The sequence below is a fragment of the Marinobacter sp. B-21 genome (genome assembly GCF_056857895.1).
Map to the genome: position 1 here is coordinate 18,672 of NZ_JBSXNZ010000076.1, position 20,228 is coordinate 38,899.

19 protein-coding genes and 1 pseudogene are annotated in these 20,228 nt (G+C 59.2%); 7 read left to right on the forward strand and 13 right to left on the reverse strand.

Features of this window, described 5'->3' with window-relative positions; translation table 11 throughout:
* Positions 1 to 388: 388 nt before the first annotated feature.
* From AC13C0_RS11780 to dksA, 5 genes are all read right to left on the reverse strand, one after another.
* Positions 389 to 1,792 carry a sigma-54-dependent transcriptional regulator gene (locus AC13C0_RS11780; protein ID WP_117619436.1) on the reverse strand — a complete coding sequence of 468 codons (1,404 nt, stop codon included), beginning with the start codon at positions 1,790 to 1,792 and terminating at the stop codon, positions 389 to 391.
* Between the two features lie 7 nt (positions 1,793 to 1,799).
* Positions 1,800 to 4,781 carry an ATP-binding protein gene (locus AC13C0_RS11785; protein ID WP_341581285.1) on the reverse strand — a complete coding sequence of 994 codons (2,982 nt, stop codon included), beginning with the start codon at positions 4,779 to 4,781 and terminating at the stop codon, positions 1,800 to 1,802.
* On the reverse strand, positions 4,771 to 4,947 hold the full coding sequence (locus tag AC13C0_RS11790; RefSeq protein ID WP_007153470.1) for a hypothetical protein: 177 nt from the start codon (positions 4,945 to 4,947) through the stop codon (positions 4,771 to 4,773). The genes AC13C0_RS11785 and AC13C0_RS11790 overlap by 11 nt, the downstream gene beginning before the upstream one ends.
* A gap of 50 nt (positions 4,948 to 4,997) precedes the next feature.
* Positions 4,998 to 5,870: a tRNA glutamyl-Q(34) synthetase GluQRS gene (gene gluQRS, locus AC13C0_RS11795; protein WP_341581286.1), complete on the reverse strand. Its 873-nt coding sequence runs from the start codon at positions 5,868 to 5,870 to the stop codon at positions 4,998 to 5,000.
* Positions 5,871 to 5,932: 62 nt separating this feature from the next.
* Positions 5,933 to 6,373 carry an RNA polymerase-binding protein DksA gene (dksA, locus tag AC13C0_RS11800; protein WP_117619439.1) on the reverse strand — a complete coding sequence of 147 codons (441 nt, stop codon included), beginning with the start codon at positions 6,371 to 6,373 and terminating at the stop codon, positions 5,933 to 5,935.
* Positions 6,374 to 6,552: 179 nt separating this feature from the next.
* Here dksA and sfsA point away from each other — a divergent pair, with 179 nt between their 5' ends.
* Positions 6,553 to 7,284, forward strand: a complete 732-nt coding sequence (sfsA, locus tag AC13C0_RS11805) for a DNA/RNA nuclease SfsA (RefSeq protein WP_341581287.1) — start codon at positions 6,553 to 6,555, stop codon at positions 7,282 to 7,284.
* A gap of 114 nt (positions 7,285 to 7,398) precedes the next feature.
* Here sfsA and AC13C0_RS11810 read toward each other — a convergent pair whose 3' ends face one another.
* On the reverse strand, positions 7,399 to 7,767 hold the full coding sequence (locus AC13C0_RS11810; protein WP_117620430.1) for a pentapeptide repeat-containing protein: 369 nt from the start codon (positions 7,765 to 7,767) through the stop codon (positions 7,399 to 7,401).
* 36 nt (positions 7,768 to 7,803) lie between these two features.
* Positions 7,804 to 9,393: a bifunctional aminoglycoside phosphotransferase/ATP-binding protein gene (locus tag AC13C0_RS11815; protein WP_341581288.1), complete on the reverse strand. Its 1,590-nt coding sequence runs from the start codon at positions 9,391 to 9,393 to the stop codon at positions 7,804 to 7,806.
* Between the two features lie 121 nt (positions 9,394 to 9,514).
* On the opposite strand from AC13C0_RS11815, the gene mrcB reads away from it, so the two are divergent.
* The 6 genes and pseudogenes from mrcB to AC13C0_RS11845 all read left to right on the forward strand — a co-directional run.
* Positions 9,515 to 11,845, forward strand: coding sequence for a penicillin-binding protein 1B (gene mrcB / locus AC13C0_RS11820; protein ID WP_341581289.1), 2,331 nt, complete (start codon positions 9,515 to 9,517; stop codon positions 11,843 to 11,845).
* The gene (locus AC13C0_RS11825) at positions 11,842 to 12,417 is read left to right on the forward strand and encodes a tetratricopeptide repeat protein (protein WP_341581290.1); all 576 of its coding nucleotides are present in this window, start codon (positions 11,842 to 11,844) and stop codon (positions 12,415 to 12,417) included. Before mrcB ends, AC13C0_RS11825 begins: the two co-directional genes overlap by 4 nt.
* Positions 12,418 to 12,536: 119 nt before the next feature.
* A complete protein-coding gene (locus tag AC13C0_RS11830) occupies positions 12,537 to 12,899 on the forward strand; it encodes an ATP-binding protein (protein WP_341581291.1) in 363 nt (120 codons plus the stop codon).
* On the forward strand, positions 12,896 to 13,336 hold the full coding sequence (locus AC13C0_RS11835; protein WP_341581292.1) for a ParA family protein: 441 nt from the start codon (positions 12,896 to 12,898) through the stop codon (positions 13,334 to 13,336). Before AC13C0_RS11830 ends, AC13C0_RS11835 begins: the two co-directional genes overlap by 4 nt.
* Positions 13,326 to 13,670 (forward strand): AAA family ATPase, encoded by a 345-nt coding sequence (locus tag AC13C0_RS11840; RefSeq protein ID WP_341581293.1) that lies wholly within the window; start codon positions 13,326 to 13,328, stop codon positions 13,668 to 13,670. The genes AC13C0_RS11835 and AC13C0_RS11840 overlap by 11 nt, the downstream gene beginning before the upstream one ends.
* Before the next feature lie 159 nt (positions 13,671 to 13,829).
* Positions 13,830 to 13,979, forward strand: a pseudogene (locus tag AC13C0_RS11845) (DUF1156 domain-containing protein); the annotation flags it as partial.
* Here the strand turns inward: AC13C0_RS11845 and AC13C0_RS11850 are convergent.
* From AC13C0_RS11850 to AC13C0_RS11875, 6 genes are all read right to left on the reverse strand, one after another.
* Positions 13,937 to 14,857: a lipase family alpha/beta hydrolase gene (locus AC13C0_RS11850; protein ID WP_341581294.1), complete on the reverse strand. Its 921-nt coding sequence runs from the start codon at positions 14,855 to 14,857 to the stop codon at positions 13,937 to 13,939. The pseudogene AC13C0_RS11845 and the gene AC13C0_RS11850 sit on opposite strands and share 43 nt — an antisense overlap.
* 339 nt (positions 14,858 to 15,196) lie before the next feature.
* Positions 15,197 to 16,477 carry a glutamate-1-semialdehyde 2,1-aminomutase gene (gene hemL / locus AC13C0_RS11855; RefSeq protein ID WP_341581295.1) on the reverse strand — a complete coding sequence of 427 codons (1,281 nt, stop codon included), beginning with the start codon at positions 16,475 to 16,477 and terminating at the stop codon, positions 15,197 to 15,199.
* A complete protein-coding gene (gene thiE / locus AC13C0_RS11860; protein WP_376788095.1) occupies positions 16,474 to 17,151 on the reverse strand; it encodes a thiamine phosphate synthase in 678 nt (225 codons plus the stop codon). Before thiE ends, hemL begins: the two co-directional genes overlap by 4 nt.
* Positions 17,148 to 17,906, reverse strand: a complete 759-nt coding sequence (gene thiD / locus AC13C0_RS11865; protein WP_341582821.1) for a bifunctional hydroxymethylpyrimidine kinase/phosphomethylpyrimidine kinase — start codon at positions 17,904 to 17,906, stop codon at positions 17,148 to 17,150. Before thiD ends, thiE begins: the two co-directional genes overlap by 4 nt.
* Positions 17,907 to 17,947: 41 nt before the next feature.
* A complete protein-coding gene (gene hemJ / locus AC13C0_RS11870; protein ID WP_117619450.1) occupies positions 17,948 to 18,370 on the reverse strand; it encodes a protoporphyrinogen oxidase HemJ in 423 nt (140 codons plus the stop codon).
* A 3-nt stretch (positions 18,371 to 18,373) separates the two neighbouring features.
* Positions 18,374 to 20,149: a chloride channel protein gene (locus tag AC13C0_RS11875; RefSeq protein ID WP_341581297.1), complete on the reverse strand. Its 1,776-nt coding sequence runs from the start codon at positions 20,147 to 20,149 to the stop codon at positions 18,374 to 18,376.
* Positions 20,150 to 20,228 lie beyond the last annotated feature (79 nt).

Here is a 20,228-nt window from a genome sequence, read left to right on the forward strand (position 1 = left end):
AGTAGCTGCAGCGTCACCTGTAAGGCAATTCTTCTCTGCATCTACAACTCGCACGTGCCGTGGGGCCACTAAAAAGCAAAGTACCCAAAACACTCAGTTCGCTCACGTCCTGTTTTTGTTTTTGTTACCGAACGTTTTTCCGCAGCTTTTTGTTTTTGTTGTGGCGCTGCTTTGTCACTCTTGTTTTTGTTGTTGTGCGCTTAATAGTCTGCAGTCCGTGTGCCAGTTTTTTTATTTCTTTTATTAACAATGCCTTACGATTTTGTAGGCTATAAGTGTTACCCCGTATCTGACCTAAGTGTTACTGAGATCACGTTACTCCTGAGGGGGAGTGTTACCGAGAGGAACAAAGAGTAACAACTGAGTTTCCGTTCACACTATTCCGGTTTCAGTTTCCTGAGGGTTTTTTCCGCGGGATCCCAAGGCGCTGGCGACGTTCCCACAGGGATTTCCGGCTGATCCCCAGTTTCTGGGCCAGCTCGGTCTCGCTCATGCGGTCCTGGTTCTCGAGAACAAAGTGCTGGAAGTAGTCTTCCAGGGAAAGGTCGTTGGCTGAATCTGCTTCCCGGGTCCGGGTTTGCTCATTGTTGCCTTCCACCAGCGTTTCCGGGATGTACTCGTCGCCACCTTCACTGTCGAGGTCCAGTAGTGCCGGAGTAATAACATCGCCATCACAGAGGATGGTGGCCCGCTCAATGGCATTTTCCAGTTCCCGCACGTTACCTGGCCAGCGGTGGCGTTCGAGAGCCCGCATGGCCTCAGGGCTGAGATTGAGGTTGGGTTTGCCCATTTTCTCACCCTGGCGCTTCAGGAAGCGGCGGGCCAGGCCGAGAATGTCGCTCTGACGTTCCCGTAACGGCGGAATCCGGATCTGCATGACATTCAGCCGGTAATAAAGGTCTTCCCGGAACTCGCCCGTGCGTGTCATGGCTTTCAGGTTCCGGTGGGTAGCCGCAATCATCCGCACGTTTACCTTTCGGCTCTGAGTGGAGCCAACCTTGCGGATCTCGCTCTCCTGCAGCACCCGTAGCAGACGGGCCTGGGCTTCTGCGGGTAATTCACCGATTTCATCCAGGAACAGGCTGCCGCCATCGGCCGCTTCGATCAGGCCCGTCCTCGCTGAAACCGCACCGGTAAAGGCACCCTTCTCATGGCCGAACAGTTCCGATTCAATCAGGCTTTCCGGAATCGCCGCACAATTCACCGAAATTAACGGCTTGGTGGCGCGCGGGCTCATCAGGTGAAGGGCGCGGGCGGCCAGCTCCTTGCCGGTACCGGATTGCCCCTGAATCAGCACGGTGGTTTCTGTGGGCGCAACCTTGCGGATCAGGGTAAACACGCGCTGCATGGGGTCGCAATCGCCGAACATGATGTTGGCGGGGTCGCTGCTTTCGGGTATTTCGGCGGTGGCGGCGGGTTCACCGCCAGTGTTCTGGCCAGACGGTTTTCGAGCCAGAATGTTCTCTACGGCAGCCAGCATTTCGTCGTGGTCGAACGGTTTGGCGATGTATTCAACGGCGCCCATTTTCATGGAATCCACGGCCGAGCGAAGGCTGGCGTAGCTGGTCATGATCAGCACCGGGGTGTTCGGCGCCCGGTTGATCAGCTCGGTGCCGGCAGCACCGGGCAGGCGAAGATCGGAGATGATCAGGTCAAACTGGTCCGGTTCGTGGTTCTGCTCGGCTTCTTCGACAGATGAGGCATCGGCGACTTCATAGCCGGCATGCTGCAGCAGCTTGCGTACTGCTGAGCGAATAATGTCTTCGTCTTCCACGATCAGAATTCGAGGCATAACAGTCTCAAGACCTTTGGTTCTGGCTGATGGTAGTGTTGCCGGTTTCGGTTTCGGTTTCGGTTTCGGATTCGTAGGCTGGCAATCTCAGCCGTACGCAGGTGCCCCTGCCTGTTTCTGCATTGGCGGGGCTCTCAACCTGAATGTTGCCGTAGTGTTCTTCAATAATGCTGTACACCAGCGATAAGCCAAGGCCGGTACCTTTATTCGGTGCCTTGGTGGTGTAAAACGGCTCAAAGATATGATCAAGCTGGTCTCCGGGGATGCCCGGGCCCTCATCGGCGACCTCGATAATAGCGGAGTAGCCGTCACCCTTTCCACTGATCAGGACGGTGCCACCTTCAGGGGATGCGTCCCGGGCGTTGGCCAACAGGTTGACGAACACCTGAACCAGGCGTTGTTCATCCCCGAGGATCTGCAGCGACGGTGGGCAGTCATTGATGTAATGGATGCCCAGCCCCTTGTCGCTGAGTGACAGCAGATTGATCGATTCCTCGACACACCGATGTATCGTTACGGGCTCGTACCGGTTCGCCTGGGCGTGATTGCCGGTCCGGGCGAAGTTCATCAGCGATTGCAGGATGGCAGAAATGCGCCGGGTCTGTTGCTGGATCTGTTCAGCCGTGTCCAGAATATCCGGGTTGTCTGTTTCCAGCTTCAGGTTCTGGGCCAGCGAGGAAATGCCGGTAACCGGATTCCCGATCTCATGGGCAACGCCTGCTGCGAGCCTGCCCACCGAGGCCAGCCGCTCACTGTGCATGAGCTCGTCCTCCAGCAGGCGGGTCTCAGTCTGGTCTTCCACCAGGATGATACTGCCACCTTCGGTGTGATCCGGCCCGCTCAGGGCGGCCTTGTGCAGGTTCAGCCAGTGTGGTTTGCCACGGAGGTCCAGTCGGTGTTTGTAACGGTGCAGATCTTCACCCCGATTGAACCCCTCCAGCAACAGGTGCCAATGTTCGGGCAGTGCCATCAGCCGGGCACCGACCACGTCGTCGGCTGTGATGCCGGTGAGTTCCTCCATGGTGTGGTTCCACATCAGGATCTCGCCATCTTCGCCCACCGAGCAGGCGGGAATGGGCAGGTTCTGCAAGGTTTGCCGGTAATGCCGGCGCAGGTTGTCGAGTTCTCCGGCCAGCCCGGTCAGCCGGTTCTGGTAATCGCCGAGGGCGCGTTCGACATACCGGATGTCCTGGGCGGTACCGCCCTGGGCCATGGGTTTGAAGCCCAGATGACGCTTGACCATGTCCCGGGCAACGGCGGGCCCGAGCAGGCCGGACAGGTTGATCTCAACCTGATCCCGGAGCCTTCGGAGCTGGTAGGGCCGGTACTCTATGTTCGGCAGCTTCAGCTGGGCGAGCGCCCGCTCCACTTCCCGTCGGGCCACCCCATAGCCCAGGGGCTCCGCCAGTTGCCGGACGAAATCGCTGGAAGAGGTGGCCAGCAGTTCCCGTCGTTGGGGGCGGGAGAGGGCGCCCAGCGAGCATGCCTGGGCGGCACTGGCCTCCTCGCTGGTGCTGGTGCTGAGTACCGAGATGAGGGCAAAGACGGTGATATTGGCCGTCAGACTCACGAAGGTGAAGATGTGCCAGTTGCTGTAATCCGGAATCAGCGGGGCGTCGAACCAGGCCAGTAAATTGGCGGTATGAGAGAAGGGCAGGACCAGGGTGACGACCCAGATTGCCAGCCCGACAAGCAGACCGGCGATGAGTCCTCGCCGGTTGCCCTCTGGCCAGTAAATCACGCCAAGGGCGCCGGGCAGCAATTGGAGGGTGCCGGACAGCGAAATGGCACCGAGAATGGACAGGTCAAGATTTTTGCCTATGGTCTCGTGGAACAGCAACGCCAGGAGAATAATCACCGCGATGAGCAGCCGTTTGATCCACTGCAGCCAGCGATAGATGTCGCCCTGGTCTTTCGGGGTTTTCAGTGGCAGCACCACGTGGTTCAGGGCCATGCCCGCCAGTGCCAGTGTGCTGACGATCATCAGGCCGCTGGCCGCTGACAGGCCGGCAATGTACATCAGCAGTGTGAGCGTGGGGCTGTCCAGGGCCTGAGGGGCACCAATGGCGAAGAACCCTGGCCCCGTTGTCACCGCCAGTTCCTGACCGCCCCACAGAATAAGGGGGACTGGCAGGCCAAGCAGCAACAGGTAAAGTGGCAGGCCCCAACTGGCCTTCGCCAGGGCTTTGGGGGAGGGGTTTTCGCTGAAGGTCATGTGGTACATGTGCGGAAGCACCAGCGCCCCGGCAAACGACATCAGCATCAGTGCCCGCCAGCTACCGTCGTCAATGCTGAGCGTCATGGTGGCGGCCGCGGAGGATCTGTTGTCGAGCCAGTGTTCCAGGCCGTCCATGCCATTGAAGACCCCGAACAGAATGACACCGCCGAGCACCAGTAACGCCACCAGTTTGATCAGCGAATCGAAAGCGATGGCCAGAACCAGGCCTTGATGATTCTCGGAGTTCTGGTCCCGGCGAGCTCCGAACAGCATGGCGAACAACACCACGATGAGGCTGAACATCACACTGATCAGCTTGGGTGAGGTATCCGGTGCCAGGATGCTGGCCGATGTGACCACAGCCTGAATCTGCATGCTCAGCAGTGCCAGAATGGCGCCGCCGGAGCACAGGGTTACCAGGGTGCCCGCCCACTGGCTGCGGTACCGGTAGGCAAACAGGTCTGCGAGGGAAGTAAGCTGGTAGGCGCGACCGATCCGCATGACAGGGTTCAGGAGCACGGGTGCCAGCAGGAAGGCGCCACTGATGCCCAGATAATAGGCCAGGAAGCCATAGCCGGATTCCGCCGCCATGCCAACGGCCCCGTAAACCGCCCAGATACCTGCGTACACGCCCAGGCTGAGGATGTAGACCAGGGGATGGCGGACCCATTGGCGCGGCAGCATGCCACGCTCGGTCACCCAGGCAATACCGAATAGCAGGACCAGGTAGAGCAGGCTGGCGAGCAGCAGGCCAGAGGTACTAAAACTCATTGGGATCCCGCCGCCATTCCAGCCAGAAACCGATGGCAATCAGCCCGGCCCAGATAACATACGGGCTATACCAGGCGTTTCCCGGCGAAGTCCACCAGTCGAGGATGTTGGGCGAAAAAATATAGATGGCCAGTACCAACAGGAAGACCAGACGGTAGATATACATCAGGCATGCTATCCGCGCTGAGGTGTGAGAAGGGCTTTATACCATGTCCCTCACCGGGATGTCAGGTGGATGGCGCCCCGTTGCCAGTTCGCCTGGCCCCAGTCCAGCAGGGTTTCCGGTGGGCCTTTTGCCAGCGCTTCCGGTGGGTTCTGGCCGAGGGCGACCAGTGCCCTGAACAGGTTCTGTCCGGGGGTGTTGTCGTCCAGGGCCGGCGCATGGGTCTGCTTGCTGAGTTTCTGGCCCGCTTCGTTGAGAACGACCGGAATGTGCAGCCAGCGCGGTGGCCTGGCACCAAGCGCCCGGTAAATCTGTTGTTGCTGGGCGGTCATTTCCAGCAGGTCCGAGCCGCGGACCACATCTGAAATGCCCTGGTCAATGTCATCAACCACCACCGCAAGCTGGTAGGCGTAGAACCCTTCCTTGCGGAGAATGACCGGGTCATCCAGTTCTGCTCTTACGATCTGGTGTTGTGGGCCCAGCAGCAGATCCTGCCAGTGGCAGGCCTGGTCTGTCAGGGCAAAGCGAATGGCAAAAGGGCGGTCGCCGGTTACGGCCCTGCCGCTGCGGCAATGATTGGGGTGGCGCCCCTCATTGGCCAGGAGTTCCTTTCGTGAGCACGGGCAACGGTAGCCGTCCCCCTGTTCCATTAGCCGGGCAATGGCGGTCTGGTAGGCGCTGTATCGTCGGGACTGGAACCGGACCGGTTCATCGGGGAGCAGGCCGTGGGCGTCGAGACTGGAGAGGATCTGGCCGGTTGCTTCCGGAGGTTCCCGCAGGGGGTCAAGGTCTTCAACGCGGATAAGCCACTGGCCACCCTGGCTTCGGGCTTCCAGGAAGCTGGCGAGTGCGGTTACCAGCGAGCCGAAGTGCAATGGGCCGGTCGGAGAAGGTGCGAACCGGCCGCGGTACCGGGGATTGGTCATGGCAGTCAGTCAGCCGGCCTTGCTGTAAGGGGCACAAAGCCGGCGGCTGTCGAATGGCTGGTTCAGATACCGGTCTGGCGTTCGCGAATCTCGGCCAGGGTTTTGCAGTCGATGCACAAGGTGGCCGTCGGGCGGGCCTCCAGTCGGCGGATGCCAATTTCCACGCCACACTGGTCACAGAAACCGTAGTCGTCCTTGTCGATGCGGTCGATGGTCTGGTCAATTTTCTTGATCAGTTTCCGCTCGCGGTCACGGGTACGCAGTTCCAGGCTGAATTCCTCTTCCTGGGTTGCGCGATCACTCGGATCCGCGTAGTTTGCCGCGTCTTCCTGCATGTGATGCATGGTGCGGTCAACTTCTTCCATCAGTTCCTGCTTCCACTGCAGCAGCAGATCCTTGAAGTGCTGAAGCATCTCAGCACTCATGTACTCTTCACCCTTCTTCATTTCGTAGGGGGTGAAGTTGGTAAAACGTTCGCGTGGTTGTTGTGCAGTATTTGCCATTGCACCCGGCCTCTTGTTTGTACTTCACAAGAACGCTTTGCTTCACTCCGCGTGAGCCCCCGTGGCTGCGCGGTTGTATCCTGGATGAAGCATTCGTCCTGAAACGGGAATTTGCGGAAAATAGCAGATTAGTCTCGGGGGTGCCAGCCTTGTGACATCTACTTTTGTACGGAGATCACATGAAGTTTCCAGAACCTTTGTTTGAAGGCCGTCTTATCCGCCGCTACAAACGCTTTCTGGCGGATGTACGGCTCCCGGACGGCACCGAGGTCACCGCCCACTGCCCGAACACCGGCTCCATGCTGGGCTGCCAGCCTGACAACGCCCGGGTGTGGCTCAGTCGCAGCGACAACCCCAGGCGCAAACTTCCATACACCTGGGAATTGGTGGAAACCTCGCCCGGGCAGCTGGCCTGCGTGAACACTGCCCGGCCCAATGCTCAGGCCCGGACGGCCGTACAGGCCGGAACGGTGGTGGAATTGTCCGGCTACCCGGAGTGCCGGGCCGAAGTAAAATACGGCTCGGAGAAAAGCCGGATCGATCTGTTGCTTTCCGGTCATGGGAAGGCGGCCGATGCATGGGTGGAGGTGAAAAATGTCACGCTGGCGGAAAACGGCCAGGGCTTTTTCCCGGATGCGGTCACCGAGCGCGGCCAGAAACACCTTCGCGAGCTCATGGCACAGGTACAGCAGGGCGATCGCGCTGTCCTGTTTTTCGTCGTCAATCACACCGGTATCGAAACGGTTCGTCCGGCGGACCACATTGACCGGAAATACGGCGAGCTGCTGCGCGAGGCCTGCGATGCGGGCGTGGAAGTGATCGCCTACCGCGCTGACCTGAGTCGGGGCAATGGCAATCCAACGGGCCTCCTGACCCTCACCGACTCGGTGCCGGTTATTCTGGAAGTCTGATTTTGAACTGACCGTCCCGCTCCCGGGCCTTTTCCCGGAGCCGGAACTCGATAAATTTGCCCGGAGCCGGGTCGGACACTGCGCAAACTGGTTGCTAGCCCCGCTTGTCGCTGGTCATTTTGGCAGTATGGCGTAACGCATGCGGGTCCCGTGATTCAGGGACATGACAATCTCATCGGCCTCCAGCCGGTGCGGGAAATAGCAGCCGGAAATCTTGGCGCTGGCAATGCTTGCGCCTTCCATTCTGGATTTCGAAAAATCTATCCCGCGCAGGTCCGTGCCGCGAAAGTAGGCATGGCGGAAATCCAATCCCTTGGCATTCATCCCGCGCAGGTCCAGACCCCGGAAATCGCCGTGGGCGAAACTGGGCAGCTCTGTGAGTTTTGCCTTCTCGGCGTTGAAGGCCTGCATGTCCTCACTGCGAAGGAGGGCATACAGGGGGTGGCTGATCTGATGTACTTCGTGTTCGCGGTTGTCGTCCATCTCATGCCTCATGCTGGCCAGTGGTAACCCATTGTTTTAATTTCCTGTTTTAGTGATGGAAATGCCCAGATGCTGCCGAATCCGGTCGGCCACCGCCTCTGCTACATGTTCCTGATCCGTGTGCAGATGGATGGTGTGGGTCTTTTCTTCCGCCGTCAGCGGTTCAAACCAGGTTTGCTGGGTGTCCAGGAGTTCCTCGGTTGCCTCTGAGGCGTCTCCCTTGCGGTTGCGGATCCATTCCCGGCGCAATGTCTCCGGCGCTTCGCAGTGTATCAGCGCAAACGGCACGCCCTGGGCTTCCGCCACGGAGGCCAGCAGCGACCGCTCGCTTTCTTTCAGGCTGGCGGCATCCACGATAACCGGTAAGCCGGCTGCCAGAACCTGTCCGGCGAGCCCTGCCAGCCGTTGGTAGGTTTTCGCCGTTGCTTGCGCAGTGTAGAGGTTGCCGCCCGTGGGGGAACGCGAACTTTCCAGTGGTGCAAGCCCGTGCAGACGCTTGCGCTCAACATCTGAGCGCAGGCGGATCAGGCCCAGTTCGCCGGCCATGGCAGCGCTGACGCAGGTTTTTCCGCTGGCGGACAGGCCAGTGGTTGCCAGCAGATAGTGATTGGGGATGGTGCTGTAATCCTCGGCCAGCTGGGCGTAATCACGATAGCGCTGCATCAGGTCGGCTTTTTCGCCCCCGCTGAGGGACGGATTGCCCATGGTGAACAGCGCAATCTTGGCCCGGACCATGGCCCGGTACGCCTTGTAGAGCGGCAGCAGGGGCAGGGCTTCGAAGTCGTCCCGGTATTCCAGATAGGTGTTGAGCACCAGATTGGCCAGCGCGCCTTCCCGCCGGAATTCCAGGTCCATCAGCAGGAACGCCAGATCGTTGATCACATCAATCCAGCGGAAAGGCTCGCTGAATTCGATGCAATCGAAAACCGTAACGTCGCCTTCAAAGCGGGTGATATTGGCCAGGTGCAGGTCGCCGTGGCACTCACGGACCATGCCGTTGGCCCGGCGACTGGCAATCAGCTCCCGATGGCGTTCGTAGGTAGACTCGGTCCAGGCCTGGAGGTTGTCCAGTTGCAGGAGCAGATCGGCGTCGTCAATCAGCGGGCGTATCTGGTCAAAATTTTCCTGCATCGCCGCAAAGACCGCTTCAGGGGTCCCAAGCGGCTTTTCGTCAGGGACCGGTGGCAATCGCTCGTGGAAGGCGGCGACCTGCCGGGCAAGGCTGGTCAGAAGTTCCGGTGCCAGCTCACCTTGTTCCTGAAGGCGGTCGAACAGCTGGTCCTGATCGAACTGGCGCATTTTGATGGCGTATTCGAAGGCCTCGCCGTCACCACCGAGAACGGGGTGATCCGGGGTCCCGGAAATCGGAAGGACCTCAAGGTACAGCGCTTCGGCCAGTCTTCGATTGAGCCGGAGCTCTTCCGCGCAGAAATGCTTTCTGCGTTCCAGGGTGGAGAAGTTCAGAAAGCCGAAATCCATTGGTTTCTTGATCTTGTAGGCGTAATCGCCGGTCAGGATAACCTGGGAGATATGAGTTTCAATGACCTGGAAGTCTTTGACCGGGTGGTCGTACAGCTCTGGATTCTGCAGTGCCAGAATCAGATTGCCTGGGGATGTCTCACTCACGGTGCTCTCCTCGCGTTCCCTGAACCCATTGATTTTTATTGCCCTATCATAACGGGCAGATTACAGAAATAACACACAGTTGGCCTGCCTTCCTGGCCGGTCCCTTCGTTATAATCCGGCCATGAAAAAATCCAGCTCATCTTCCCCGTCCAGGCGAAAGCCCTCCCGAAAGTCCTCGAATAGTGGTCGCCGGCCATGGTTCTGGCGTTTCATGTTCCGGTTTTGTGCCATTGGCCTCGTGTTGCTCGCAGGCTGGACGGTCTATCTCGATGCGGTTGTAACGTCCCGCTTCGAGGGGCGCCGGTTTGAAGTGCCGTCGCGGGTGTATGCCCGCCCCCTTGAGCTCTTTGAGGGCGCCAGTATCAGCGCCGGTGCCCTCGAACGGGAGCTCCAGCTATCCGGTTTTCACAAGGGCGCAGGCGATAAGCCCGGCAGTTATCAGCGCAATGGCCGCCGGTTCGTCATCAGTACCCGTGGCTTTTCCTTCCCGGATGGTGATGAACCCGCGCGCAGGATTTCATTGACGATCTCGGCTGACCGAGTCCAGAGCTTTTCGGTGATTCGGGGCGAGGCCGCACCGATCATTCGCCTTGAACCCGCCCGGATCGGCGGAATTTATCCGGCTCACAAGGAGGACCGGGTGCTGGTTGAGCTGAGTCAGGTCCCTGCCTTGCTGCCGGCGACATTGATGGCCGTGGAGGATCGCAATTTCTATGATCATTTCGGGATTGCCCCCTTGTCCATTGGCCGGGCAATGCTTGCGAATATCCGGGCCGGTCGTGTCGTCCAGGGTGGCAGCACCCTGACCCAGCAACTGGTCAAGAATCTCTTCCTGACCCGTGACCAGACACTGCTCCGCAAGGGTAATGAGGCCATCATGTCGGTTTTGCTGGAGCTCCATTATGAAAAAGACGACATCCTTGAAACCTACCTGAACGAAGTCTATATGGGGCAGGCAGGCACGCGCAGCATTCATGGTTTCGGCCTGGCCAGTCAGTTTTACTTCGGCCAATCCCTGGGCGATCTCGACCTGCACCAGATTGCCCTTCTGGTTGGGATGGTCAAGGGCGCGAGCTACTACAATCCCCGGCGAAACCGCGAGCGGGCAACAGAGCGCCGGAATCTCGTGATTTCGGAAATGGAGCAGGCTGGCCTGATCGAACCCGAGCGTGCCGCAAGGGCCAGGGGCCTTCCGCTCGGGGTCAGCGAGCGCCCCTCCTATTCCGAGAACCGCTACCCGGCCTACATTGATCTTGTGCGAAGGCACCTGGCCCGTGACTACAAGGAAGAAGATCTTCGCAGTGAAGGTCTGCGGATTTTTACCACTCTGGACCCGGCTATCCAGTACGCCGCAGAATTCGCCGTGACTGACACCTTGCCAAGGCTCGGTGGTGCGAAGCTGGCGGAATCGCTGGAGGCGACCCTGGTGGTGACAGCCAAGGATTCCGGGGAAGTCCTGGCCCTGGTCGGCGGGAAAGACCCCCGGTTTGCCGGTTTTAACCGGGCTCTGGACGCTAATCGCCAGATTGGCTCGTTAGTCAAGCCGTTTATATATTTGTCGGCGTTGCAGCGGTCCGAGCGTTATACCTTGATGACACCGGTACTGGATAAGTCCTTTACTCTGGAATTTGATGACGGCCGGCGCTGGCAACCGAAAAATTACGATGGCGAAGAGCGAGGGGAGGTACCGTTGCACAAGGCGCTTTCCCACTCCTACAACTTGCCTGCGGTGCGGGTCGGGCTGGATATCGGTGTGGATGTGGTCAGTGACACGTTGACTGCTTTTGGTGTCGATACGCCGATTTCGCAGTATCCGTCCATGTTGCTGGGATCGGTTTCCATGAGCCCGATTACCGTCGCCCAGATCTATCAGGGACTGGCGACTTCCGGCTTCAATACCCCGTTAAGAACGATTCGGGAAGTCACCGATGCCAGTGGCGAAGCGCTTTCCCGATACAGCCTTGAGGTGGAGCAGGTTGCCGATCCTGCGGCCGTGCATCTGGTACAGTACGCGATGCAGGAAACTATGCAGGAAGGCACCGGGCGTTCCACCTACAACATCTTGCCACGGCAATTGACCCTGGCCGGCAAGACGGGGACCACCGACGATGGTCGGGATTCCTGGTTTGCCGGGTTCAGCGGCGATCTACTGGCAGTAGCCTGGGTCGGTCGTGATGATAACGGAGCAACAGCGTTGACAGGTGCCAGTGGGGCGCTGCCGGTCTGGTCCCGTTTTATGGCGCAGGTGCCGCAGCATGGCTTTTCGCCGGTGGTGCCTGATGGGGTCAACTACCACTGGGTTAATACGGAGCGCCAGGCGCTGACAGATAAGTACTGCGACACTGCCCGTTTGCTGCCTTTCATCGCCGGCAGCGAACCGGCGCAGACAGTTTCATGCTCCGGAACCCTTGAACGGCGTATCCGGGGCTGGTTTGAAGGATTGTTCCAATGAAGATCAAAACGACGTTCAGAACAGGGCTCATCATGACACTGCTCGCCCTGGCGGGCTGCGCCTCCGGCCCGGGTGGCGGAATTTATGTGCCGGTGGGTGGTGAGCCCGCCAAGGCACCAGAGCCCCCACGAACCAGTGCCGGTGAGGATGAGGCGCCGGTCTGGCGAAAAAGCGAGCAGCCCGCGGCGGCGCCGTCAGAGCAGGAACCGCCTCGCAGCAGTTCTCCGAGCTACCGTGAAACAGGGGATGGGCTCTCGCCGGCTGCGCTCAGCCTGGTGCGTGAAGCTGACGGATTACTCAAACAGGGTGACGCCGCCGGGGCGATTGCACGGCTCGAACGGGCCCAGCGAATTGCGCCCCGCTCGGCGGAAGTCTACTTTAAGCTTTCGGAGGCCTACGTGGCCAGCAACCGGTTGGGCCCCGCTGAGCAGTTCACCCTTAAGGGGCTGTCCCTGGCCGGAAGCGATACCCGGCTGCAGCGGGCGGGCTGGTTGCTGCTGGCGGATATCCGTCGGGCAAGAGGTAATGTGGCTGGGGCGGATCAGGCGGAGGCCCGGGCAGCGGCACAGTAGATCAGCCTTAAGTCCGACAGGCAGCCCACTTGTTGCACATCGACAGTCAGGATAACAAACTGGTTCAGGATATCCTCAATGCCTCCTGATATCAGAAGCGTCCCAGACAAACCTCTGCTTTGCGAGAAACCAGTGTCTCTGACTACCCGGACGTGGCCATTCGAGAAATTCTGCTCAATGCCATCATGCACAGGGACTATCAGTCCAATACCCCGGTCAAGCTTTACTGGTTTTCGGACCGAATCGAAATACACAGCCCCGGCGGTCTCTATGGTGAAGTGACTCCCGAAACCCTGGAAAAGCGCAGCAGCTACCGCAACCCCGTGCTGGCCGAGGCCATGAGGGCCCTGGGCTACGTCAACCGATACGGTTATGGCATTCAGCGCGCAAAAGCGGCTATGGAGAAAAGCGGAAATCCACCCATCAAGTTTGAACTGGATGACCGAACCTTTTTGGCAACTTTGCCGGGGAGAGCGACATGAAAACCATAGCCTTTTTCAACAACAAGGGCGGAGTCGGCAAAACCTCATTGGTTTACCATTTGGCATGGATGTACGCTGATCGAGGGCTCCGTACCTTAGCCGTCGACTTGGATCCGCAAGCCAACCTCAGCGCGATGTTTCTGGATGAGGAGCGTCTGGCAGGGCTCTGGGAGGACAACGGCCAGGCCACGGTCTATGAAAGCCGGTTGCCTTTGATGAATCGTACCGGTGATATTGCGCCACCCCACGTTGAACAGGTGGCAGAACGACTGGGGCTGGTGTGTGGAAACTTGGCGCTCTCGCGGTTTGAGGACCTCTTATCCGAAAACTGGCCTAAGTGCCTTGACGGTCAGGAAGCCGCCTTCCGGGTGATTACCGCGTTTCACCGAATCATTGAACAGGCCGCGCGCGCATTCCGCAGATCTCGTGCTAATTGACGTAGGGCCCAACCTGGGTGCCATCAACCGTTCGGCATTGATCGCCTCGGAACAAGTTGTGCTGCCCTTGGCCCCAGACCTGTTCTCACTGCAGGGTTTGAAAAACCTTGGTCCCACTCTGCGTGATTGGCGCAAGGGTTGGGAGAAGCGCTTGGGCGAGCTACCCAACTCCGCAAGCATTTCTGTGCCCTCAGGCAAGATGATGCCGACCGGTTACGTAGTCATGCAGCACGGCATAAGGGACAGTCGTCCCGTAAAGGCCTACATGCGATGGATGGACCGCATCCCTTTTGTCTACCGGGAGGCTGTGCTGGATGAACAGCCCAGCGTGTAGCCAGTCATGCCGGAATTCAGGTGTCTTGATGCAATTGATCAAATCCCCAGAAAACTCATCGAAGTCGCCCTGCCACTGGATGATATCAACACCACCGCCGCGCGTTAGAAATCCATCTGCCATGGCCACCCCAGCACTCTGCACTTATGATGGGCCCGACGCCCCTTGGCGGCGGCGCGGGCGGTATTGTTTGCCCAGTTGGTGAATGACCCCGGCTACCAGCGTGATCAGCCCCTTTCATGCGGAGCCAGAAGGTTGGTTGCGGATTACAGACCGGCATTCCTCAGCCGGTTGGCGTGCTGCTTGTAAACGGATTTCGGGTCAGTTTCGAACAGGCTGTGCAGTCCGAGCGCCTGGTTAATCTCATCAAGATGGTTCATGAAGTAGTTGTCCCGGATAACCTTGCCGAACCGATTGCTGCAGCGCCCGACCAGACCATCGTTCTGGCTGAAACCGAAGGTCAGACTGGTGGTGCCGAGCAGGGCGTCAGACGGGTCCAGCACGTTGGTGAGAACGCCGGTGCCTCCCCAGGAATAGAAGCGAACGCCGTTCGCCGAGTAAGCCCCTTCTCCACACGCCGTCGCCGGAACACCGGCAGGGGCGAAGCTGTTGAACTCGGCACTTCCCTGGGTCGTCAGGGAGTAAAGGCTGGAGCGCAGGTCCTGGTTGTAGCCGCCGCTCGAAAGCAGATCGATAAGGCCACCAAGGGCATTGCCCAGGCTCGCTGCCAGACTTTCGGCGGGCGATCCGTAGATCAGATCAGCGACCGGAGAGCCCTTGTGGGGGGAGCCCACCGAGGTTACCGAAGCCACCAGATCAGGCCGGATCCGGGCGATGTAGCGGGCGGTTGGCCCGCCATGGCTGTGGCCAATCAGGTTCACCTTACCATGCACAGCGGCAATCGCCTGAACCTGAGGCAGCAGGGCTTCACCACGGGCAATAGTGCTATCAAGAGCCGGAACCTGGGTGGTGTAAACATCGGCGCCATATTTGCGGAGATCTTCAGCCACGCCGTACCAGTAATCCACACCGGCAATGGAATCAAAACCGAACATACCGTGCACCAGCACAACCGGGTAACGGGTATCGGTGTAATCTGAAGGGGTAGAGTCCCACCACCAGGCGGCGGAGGGCGCAGACCAGGCCACAGTCAGGGCCAGGGCCATTGCTTTAATCCAGGCTTTCATTGTCGTTCCTACAGTTTGATGTTGTGTTTGTTATCCAAACTGCGGCTCAACCTAACGGGTTGCTCCAGAGACTCCTTTCTCATACTGCATCTGCCTCAAGGCAGATCGAGTGCTTCCGTGCGCTGACTTGGTTCTTGTGTTTGTTAGGTTGATGCCGTCAGAGCATCTCGGTAGAGATGTGCCCATAATTTGATCAGTGACATGGGTAAGTCAACGGCAGAGGAGGCAAGCCGGGTGTGTTCACTCTGGAAGTGTGAGGCATATCACATGGATGGCCCCGCAGGACAAGCCTCGGGCTGACCTGCGGGGTGTGTTGACTGGCGAGCGCAGTCTCAGGGATCAGAGCGTGGCCATGACCTTCTTGGCCGCCGCGGTAGTATGGGCAATATCTTGTTCTGACAACGCAGCGCTGGTGAAGCCAGCCTCGAAGGCGGAGGGGGCCAGGTAGACACCCTCCTTCAGCATGCCTTGGAAGAACTTCTTGAATCGCTCGACATCGCAGGCCATCACCTGGTCGAAGCGGGTAACCGAAGGCTCTTCTGTGAAGAAGAAACCAAACATGGCACCGGAACCCTGAACGGTCAGGGGAATGCCGGTGGCATCGGCGGCCTCCCTGAGGCCTCGGCAAACGGCGTTGGTTTTCTCGGTCAGGCGGTCGTGAAAACCGGGCTCGGAAATCGCGTTCAGAGTCGCCAGGCCTGCACACATGGCGAGCGGGTTTCCGCTCAGGGTACCGGCCTGGTAGACCGGGCCCAGCGGTGAGATATGCTCCATGATTTCACGTTTGCCGCCAAAGGCGCCAACCGGAAGCCCACCGCCAATCACCTTGCCCAGGGCCGTGAGATCAGGCGTCACGCCATATAGCCCCTGGGCACCGCCGAGGGACACGCGGAAGCCGGTCATTACCTCGTCAAAAATCAGCACCGTGCCATGCTCGTCGCATACCTCACGCAGCCCTTCGAGGAATCCGGGCACCGGCGGGATGCAATTCATGTTGCCGGCAACCGGCTCCACGATGATTGCCGCGATCTGGTCGCCCATCTTGCTGAAGGTCTCTCTGACACTATCGATGTCGTTGTAGGTCAGCGTCAGGGTGAGTTCGGCCAGGCTGGCCGGGATGCCCGGTGAATTCGGCACGCCGAGGGTCAGTGCGCCGGAGCCCGCCTTTACCAGAAGGGAATCCACGTGTCCGTGGTAGCAGCCTTCAAACTTCACAATCTTGTCCCGGCCGGTGTAACCCCGGGCCAGTCGGATTGCGCTCATGGTTGCCTCGGTGCCGGAGTTCACCATGCGGACCAGATCGATTGAGGGCACCAGTTCGCAGACCTTCCTGGCCATCTCCGTCTCAAGCGCCGTTGGCGCGCCATAGCCGATGCCGAGATCAACCTGGGCATGGAGGGCATCCTTGATGCGCTTGTCCGAGTGGCCAAGAATCATCGGCCCCCAGGAGCCGATGTAGTCGATATAGCGTTGGCCGTCCTCGTCATACAGGTAGGCGCCCTGGGCATGGTTGAAGAAGATGGGTGTTCCCCCGACACCGCGAAAGGCCCGGACCGGGGAATTTACGCCACCGGGAATGTATTTCTGAGCCTGCTCGAAAAGGGTTTCGGAGTGCGTCATGTGTCTTGGCTCCTGTTATCATGGAAGTGAAAAAGTGGATGATGGTTTGCGAACAGTCGTTCAAAGGCTTTTGCCCGTTGCTCAATGTCATCAGGGCTGCCCCCGAACAGGCCGCCAACCACGGCAAGCATGTCAGCACCGGCACGAATCAGAGATTCGCCGTTTTCTGTGGTTACTCCGCCAATGGCAGCCAGGGGGCGACGGAAACGTTTCGCCTCGGTGAGCACCTCCGGCGATGCCGCCGGTGCCCCCGGTTTGGTCGAGGATGTGAAAAAGCGCCCGAATGCAAGATAGTCGGCACCTTCCTCCAGCCCGGCCTGTGCCAGTGCAAGGTCGGCATGGCAGGTTACTCCAATGATGGCCTGCTCCCCGAGTAACCGGCGGGCAGCGGCCAGTGAGCCGTCGGTCTGTCCCAGGTGAACGCCGGCAGCTCCGACCCGTTTTGCCAGTTCCGGATCGTCATTGATCAGCAGCGGCACACCGGCGTTGCGGCAAACAGCCTGAAGGTTTCTGGCCTGAGCGACTCTCTCGGCCAGGGGCGCGGATTTTTCCCGGTATTGTACCATTACCGCGCCACCCCGCAGTGCCGCTTCAACGGATTCAATGAGAATGGCACGCGGGGTGAGCTGGCTGTCGGTAATGGCATAGAGCCCCGGGCGAAGCCCCTTGCTCATCGTTCCCACAGAATGCCCCGGTCCGGTACTGGCTGGCCTTTGCCAACCTCAAGCGCATGCAGTATGGCGTGGTTTACGTAGTTCTGGGCCTGGGAGATGGCGGCGCGGGGCGACAGGCCCGACGCCCGGCCTGCTGCAATAGCTGCCGCCAGCGTGCAGCCGGTACCGTGGTACTCTCCGCCAATACGCTCAATCTCCCAGCGCATGGGCTCCGGGCCATGGTTGTAAAGCGTGTTGGTGATGTGGATGCCGGTGCCATGGCCCCCGGTTGCAAGAACCGATTCACACCCGCCTTGCAGCAGGTGTTCGGCTGCCTCGCCGGGATTATCGCTGCCTCCCAGCAACGCCAGTTCGACCCCGTTCGGGGTAATCATCTCGGCCAGCGGAAACAACCGCTCCTTCATGGCGGCAATCAGTTCGTCGTCGGCCAGATCGCCGCCACCCGCGGCCTTGATCACCGGGTCGGTGATGAGCGGCAGGCCCGGGCGTTCGGCCATAAACTCCACCAGTACGTCCACCACCGCAGCGTTACCCAGTGCCCCGGTTTTCACCGCATGAATCGGAGCATCGTCTGCAATGCACTGAAGCTGCTTGCGAATCAGCTCAGCAGAGACGGCTTCAGCGCCGTACACGTTCCGGGTGTCCTGAACGGTGAGGCAGGTTAGTACGGGCAGAGGGTGGCAACCCAGTGATGTAATCGCCTGGATGTCAGCCTGAATACCGGCGCCGCCAGAGGGGTCCAGACCGGAGAGTATCAATACCTGGGGACGATTATAGCGTTTGATGACCCACCTCCTTAGAAGGGTTTGACGACAGCCAGGATAACAACGGCCAGAAGGATAAAGACCGGCAGTTCATTGAACCAGCGATAGAATACGTGGCTGCGGGTGTTCCGGTCGTCCCGGAAGACTTTGACAAGATGTCCGCAGTAGAAATGGTAAACGATCAGCACAGCGACCAGAAGCAGCTTCACATGCAGCCAGCCCTGACTGAAGTAGCCAGAAACATTGTAACTGATCAGCCACACACCGAAGACAATCGTGGCAATCATTGAGGGCGTGGTGATGCCCCGATAGAGCTTGCGCTCCATGATCTTGAATCGTTCGCGCCCCGGTTCATCCTCGCAGGCGGCGTGGTAGACGAACAGCCTGGGCAGATAGAAGATGCCGGCAAACCAGCACACCAGTGAAATAATATGGAAGGCTTTGACCCACAGCATTCGTCAGCTCCGTCGGTATTGGTAATAACTTTCGATATCGGATTTGAGCACCACACCGTAAACCCGCTGGATCATGGGCGCTACGTGACGTTGTACGTACAGGGCCTCGGCGTTGGTTGACTCGAATTCGTCCAGGGCCTCCTCAAGGGTGGCCTGGTATTGTACCGGAGCGACATCACGACGATTGGCGGGAATATCCATCAGATCGATGGACTCCGGGGGCTCGATTTCTTCTTCGGAAACCAGCTTTTCGGTGTCTTCGAGATAGCGGGCGAGGTCGACCGCTGGCAGCAGGGCGGTCGGCCCGTTACTGCCCTCAACAACCAGCCACTTGGGTTCGGATTTCAGGACCTTCCGGGCGTCCCCGACAGTAAGGTGTCGCCCTGTGCGCAGAATGCTGCGGTCCATGATGGCTCCTACCGATACCCGGCGCAGGGCCTGGATAACCGGAGAATTCTGGTAGCTCAGGCCCTGATTCTTGAGGATGGTAAGGAACAGTGATTTCTTGCCGAACGCTTCACTGGTCACCAGGCTTGAGGTGGTAATGATGAGCATGCCCGGAAGGATGATGTTGGCGTTATGGGTCAGTTCCATCAGGGCCATCAGGGCGGCCAGCGGCGCCTGAAGCACTGCCCCCATCATGGCTCCCATGCCCAGTATGGCGTAGACCCCTACGGAGGAAGCGTGCTCCGGCATGATCTGGGCCCCGATCAGCCCCATTGCTCCCCCCAGTGTTGCACCCATAAACAGAGTCGGGCCGATGACGCCACTTGGCATGCCCAGCCCGATGGACAACGATGTAATGATCAGTTTGGCAACACCTGCGCCCAATAGCAGCCAGAATCCCAGCTGACCATTAATGGTTTCGTTAACAGTGTCGTACCCGATACCCATGGTTTCCGGAACCAGAATGGCGAAAGGCACCATCAGCAAACCTGCGGTGACAATCCGCAACAGGACTGGCCGGTGGTGATGTTTGCCCATGGTGTCCACTAACTGAATAAACAACGCAGCGGCAATGCCGATAATGACGGCAATAGCGAGAATCCAGGGAATCTCAAGCAGGGAATTCATCGTCAGAGCAGGCACGTTGAAGGCTGGCTCTGAGCCATACACCGCCTGGGTGACAACGGCGGCACTGACCGCTGCCAGGATGATAGGAGTGAAGCCGGCAATGGTGTATTCCATCATCACGACTTCCATGGCGAAAATGACACCGGATATCGGCGTATTGAACGAGGCTGAAATCGCCGCTGCGCAGCCGCAGGCAACCAGGGTCCGGATGCTGTTGTTCGGCAACCGCATCCACTGCCCCATCAGGCTGGAGAACGCGGCCCCCAGATGCACCGCCGGTCCCTCCCGGCCTGCGGACTGGCCACTGACAACCGTGGCGACGCCCGAGATGAATTGCACGATGGCGCTGCGGATGGATATGTAGCCCTGGTGGTAGTTCAGGCGCTCCATGACATGGACAACCCCCACCTTGCGGTCATGGGTGGACAGCCGGTGGAGCAGCAAACCGAGGCTGAGAGCCCCTGCAAGAGGAAGCAGGCCGCGGGTCAGCAGATCGAGGTTCTCAAACGACTCAGAGCCCTCTCCCGGAAGAAAGCGCTCCAGGGGCCATTCGATGGCCAGGCGGAAAACCAGGATGACACCGCCAGTGATAAGCCCCGATAACAGGCCAAGAACGGCCAGTTGCGGCAGCGCGTCGACACCGGAAAGCCTGCGCCGGAAAACAGGGATCAGGTGCTCGGTAATCTGGTACCAGATTTTCTGCATGAGGCCGGAGTTCCGGTGAATTTAGGCGGACCGCCAGAAGGTTTCTGGCAACGTTTCTGACAACATTGTAACGGTCGCC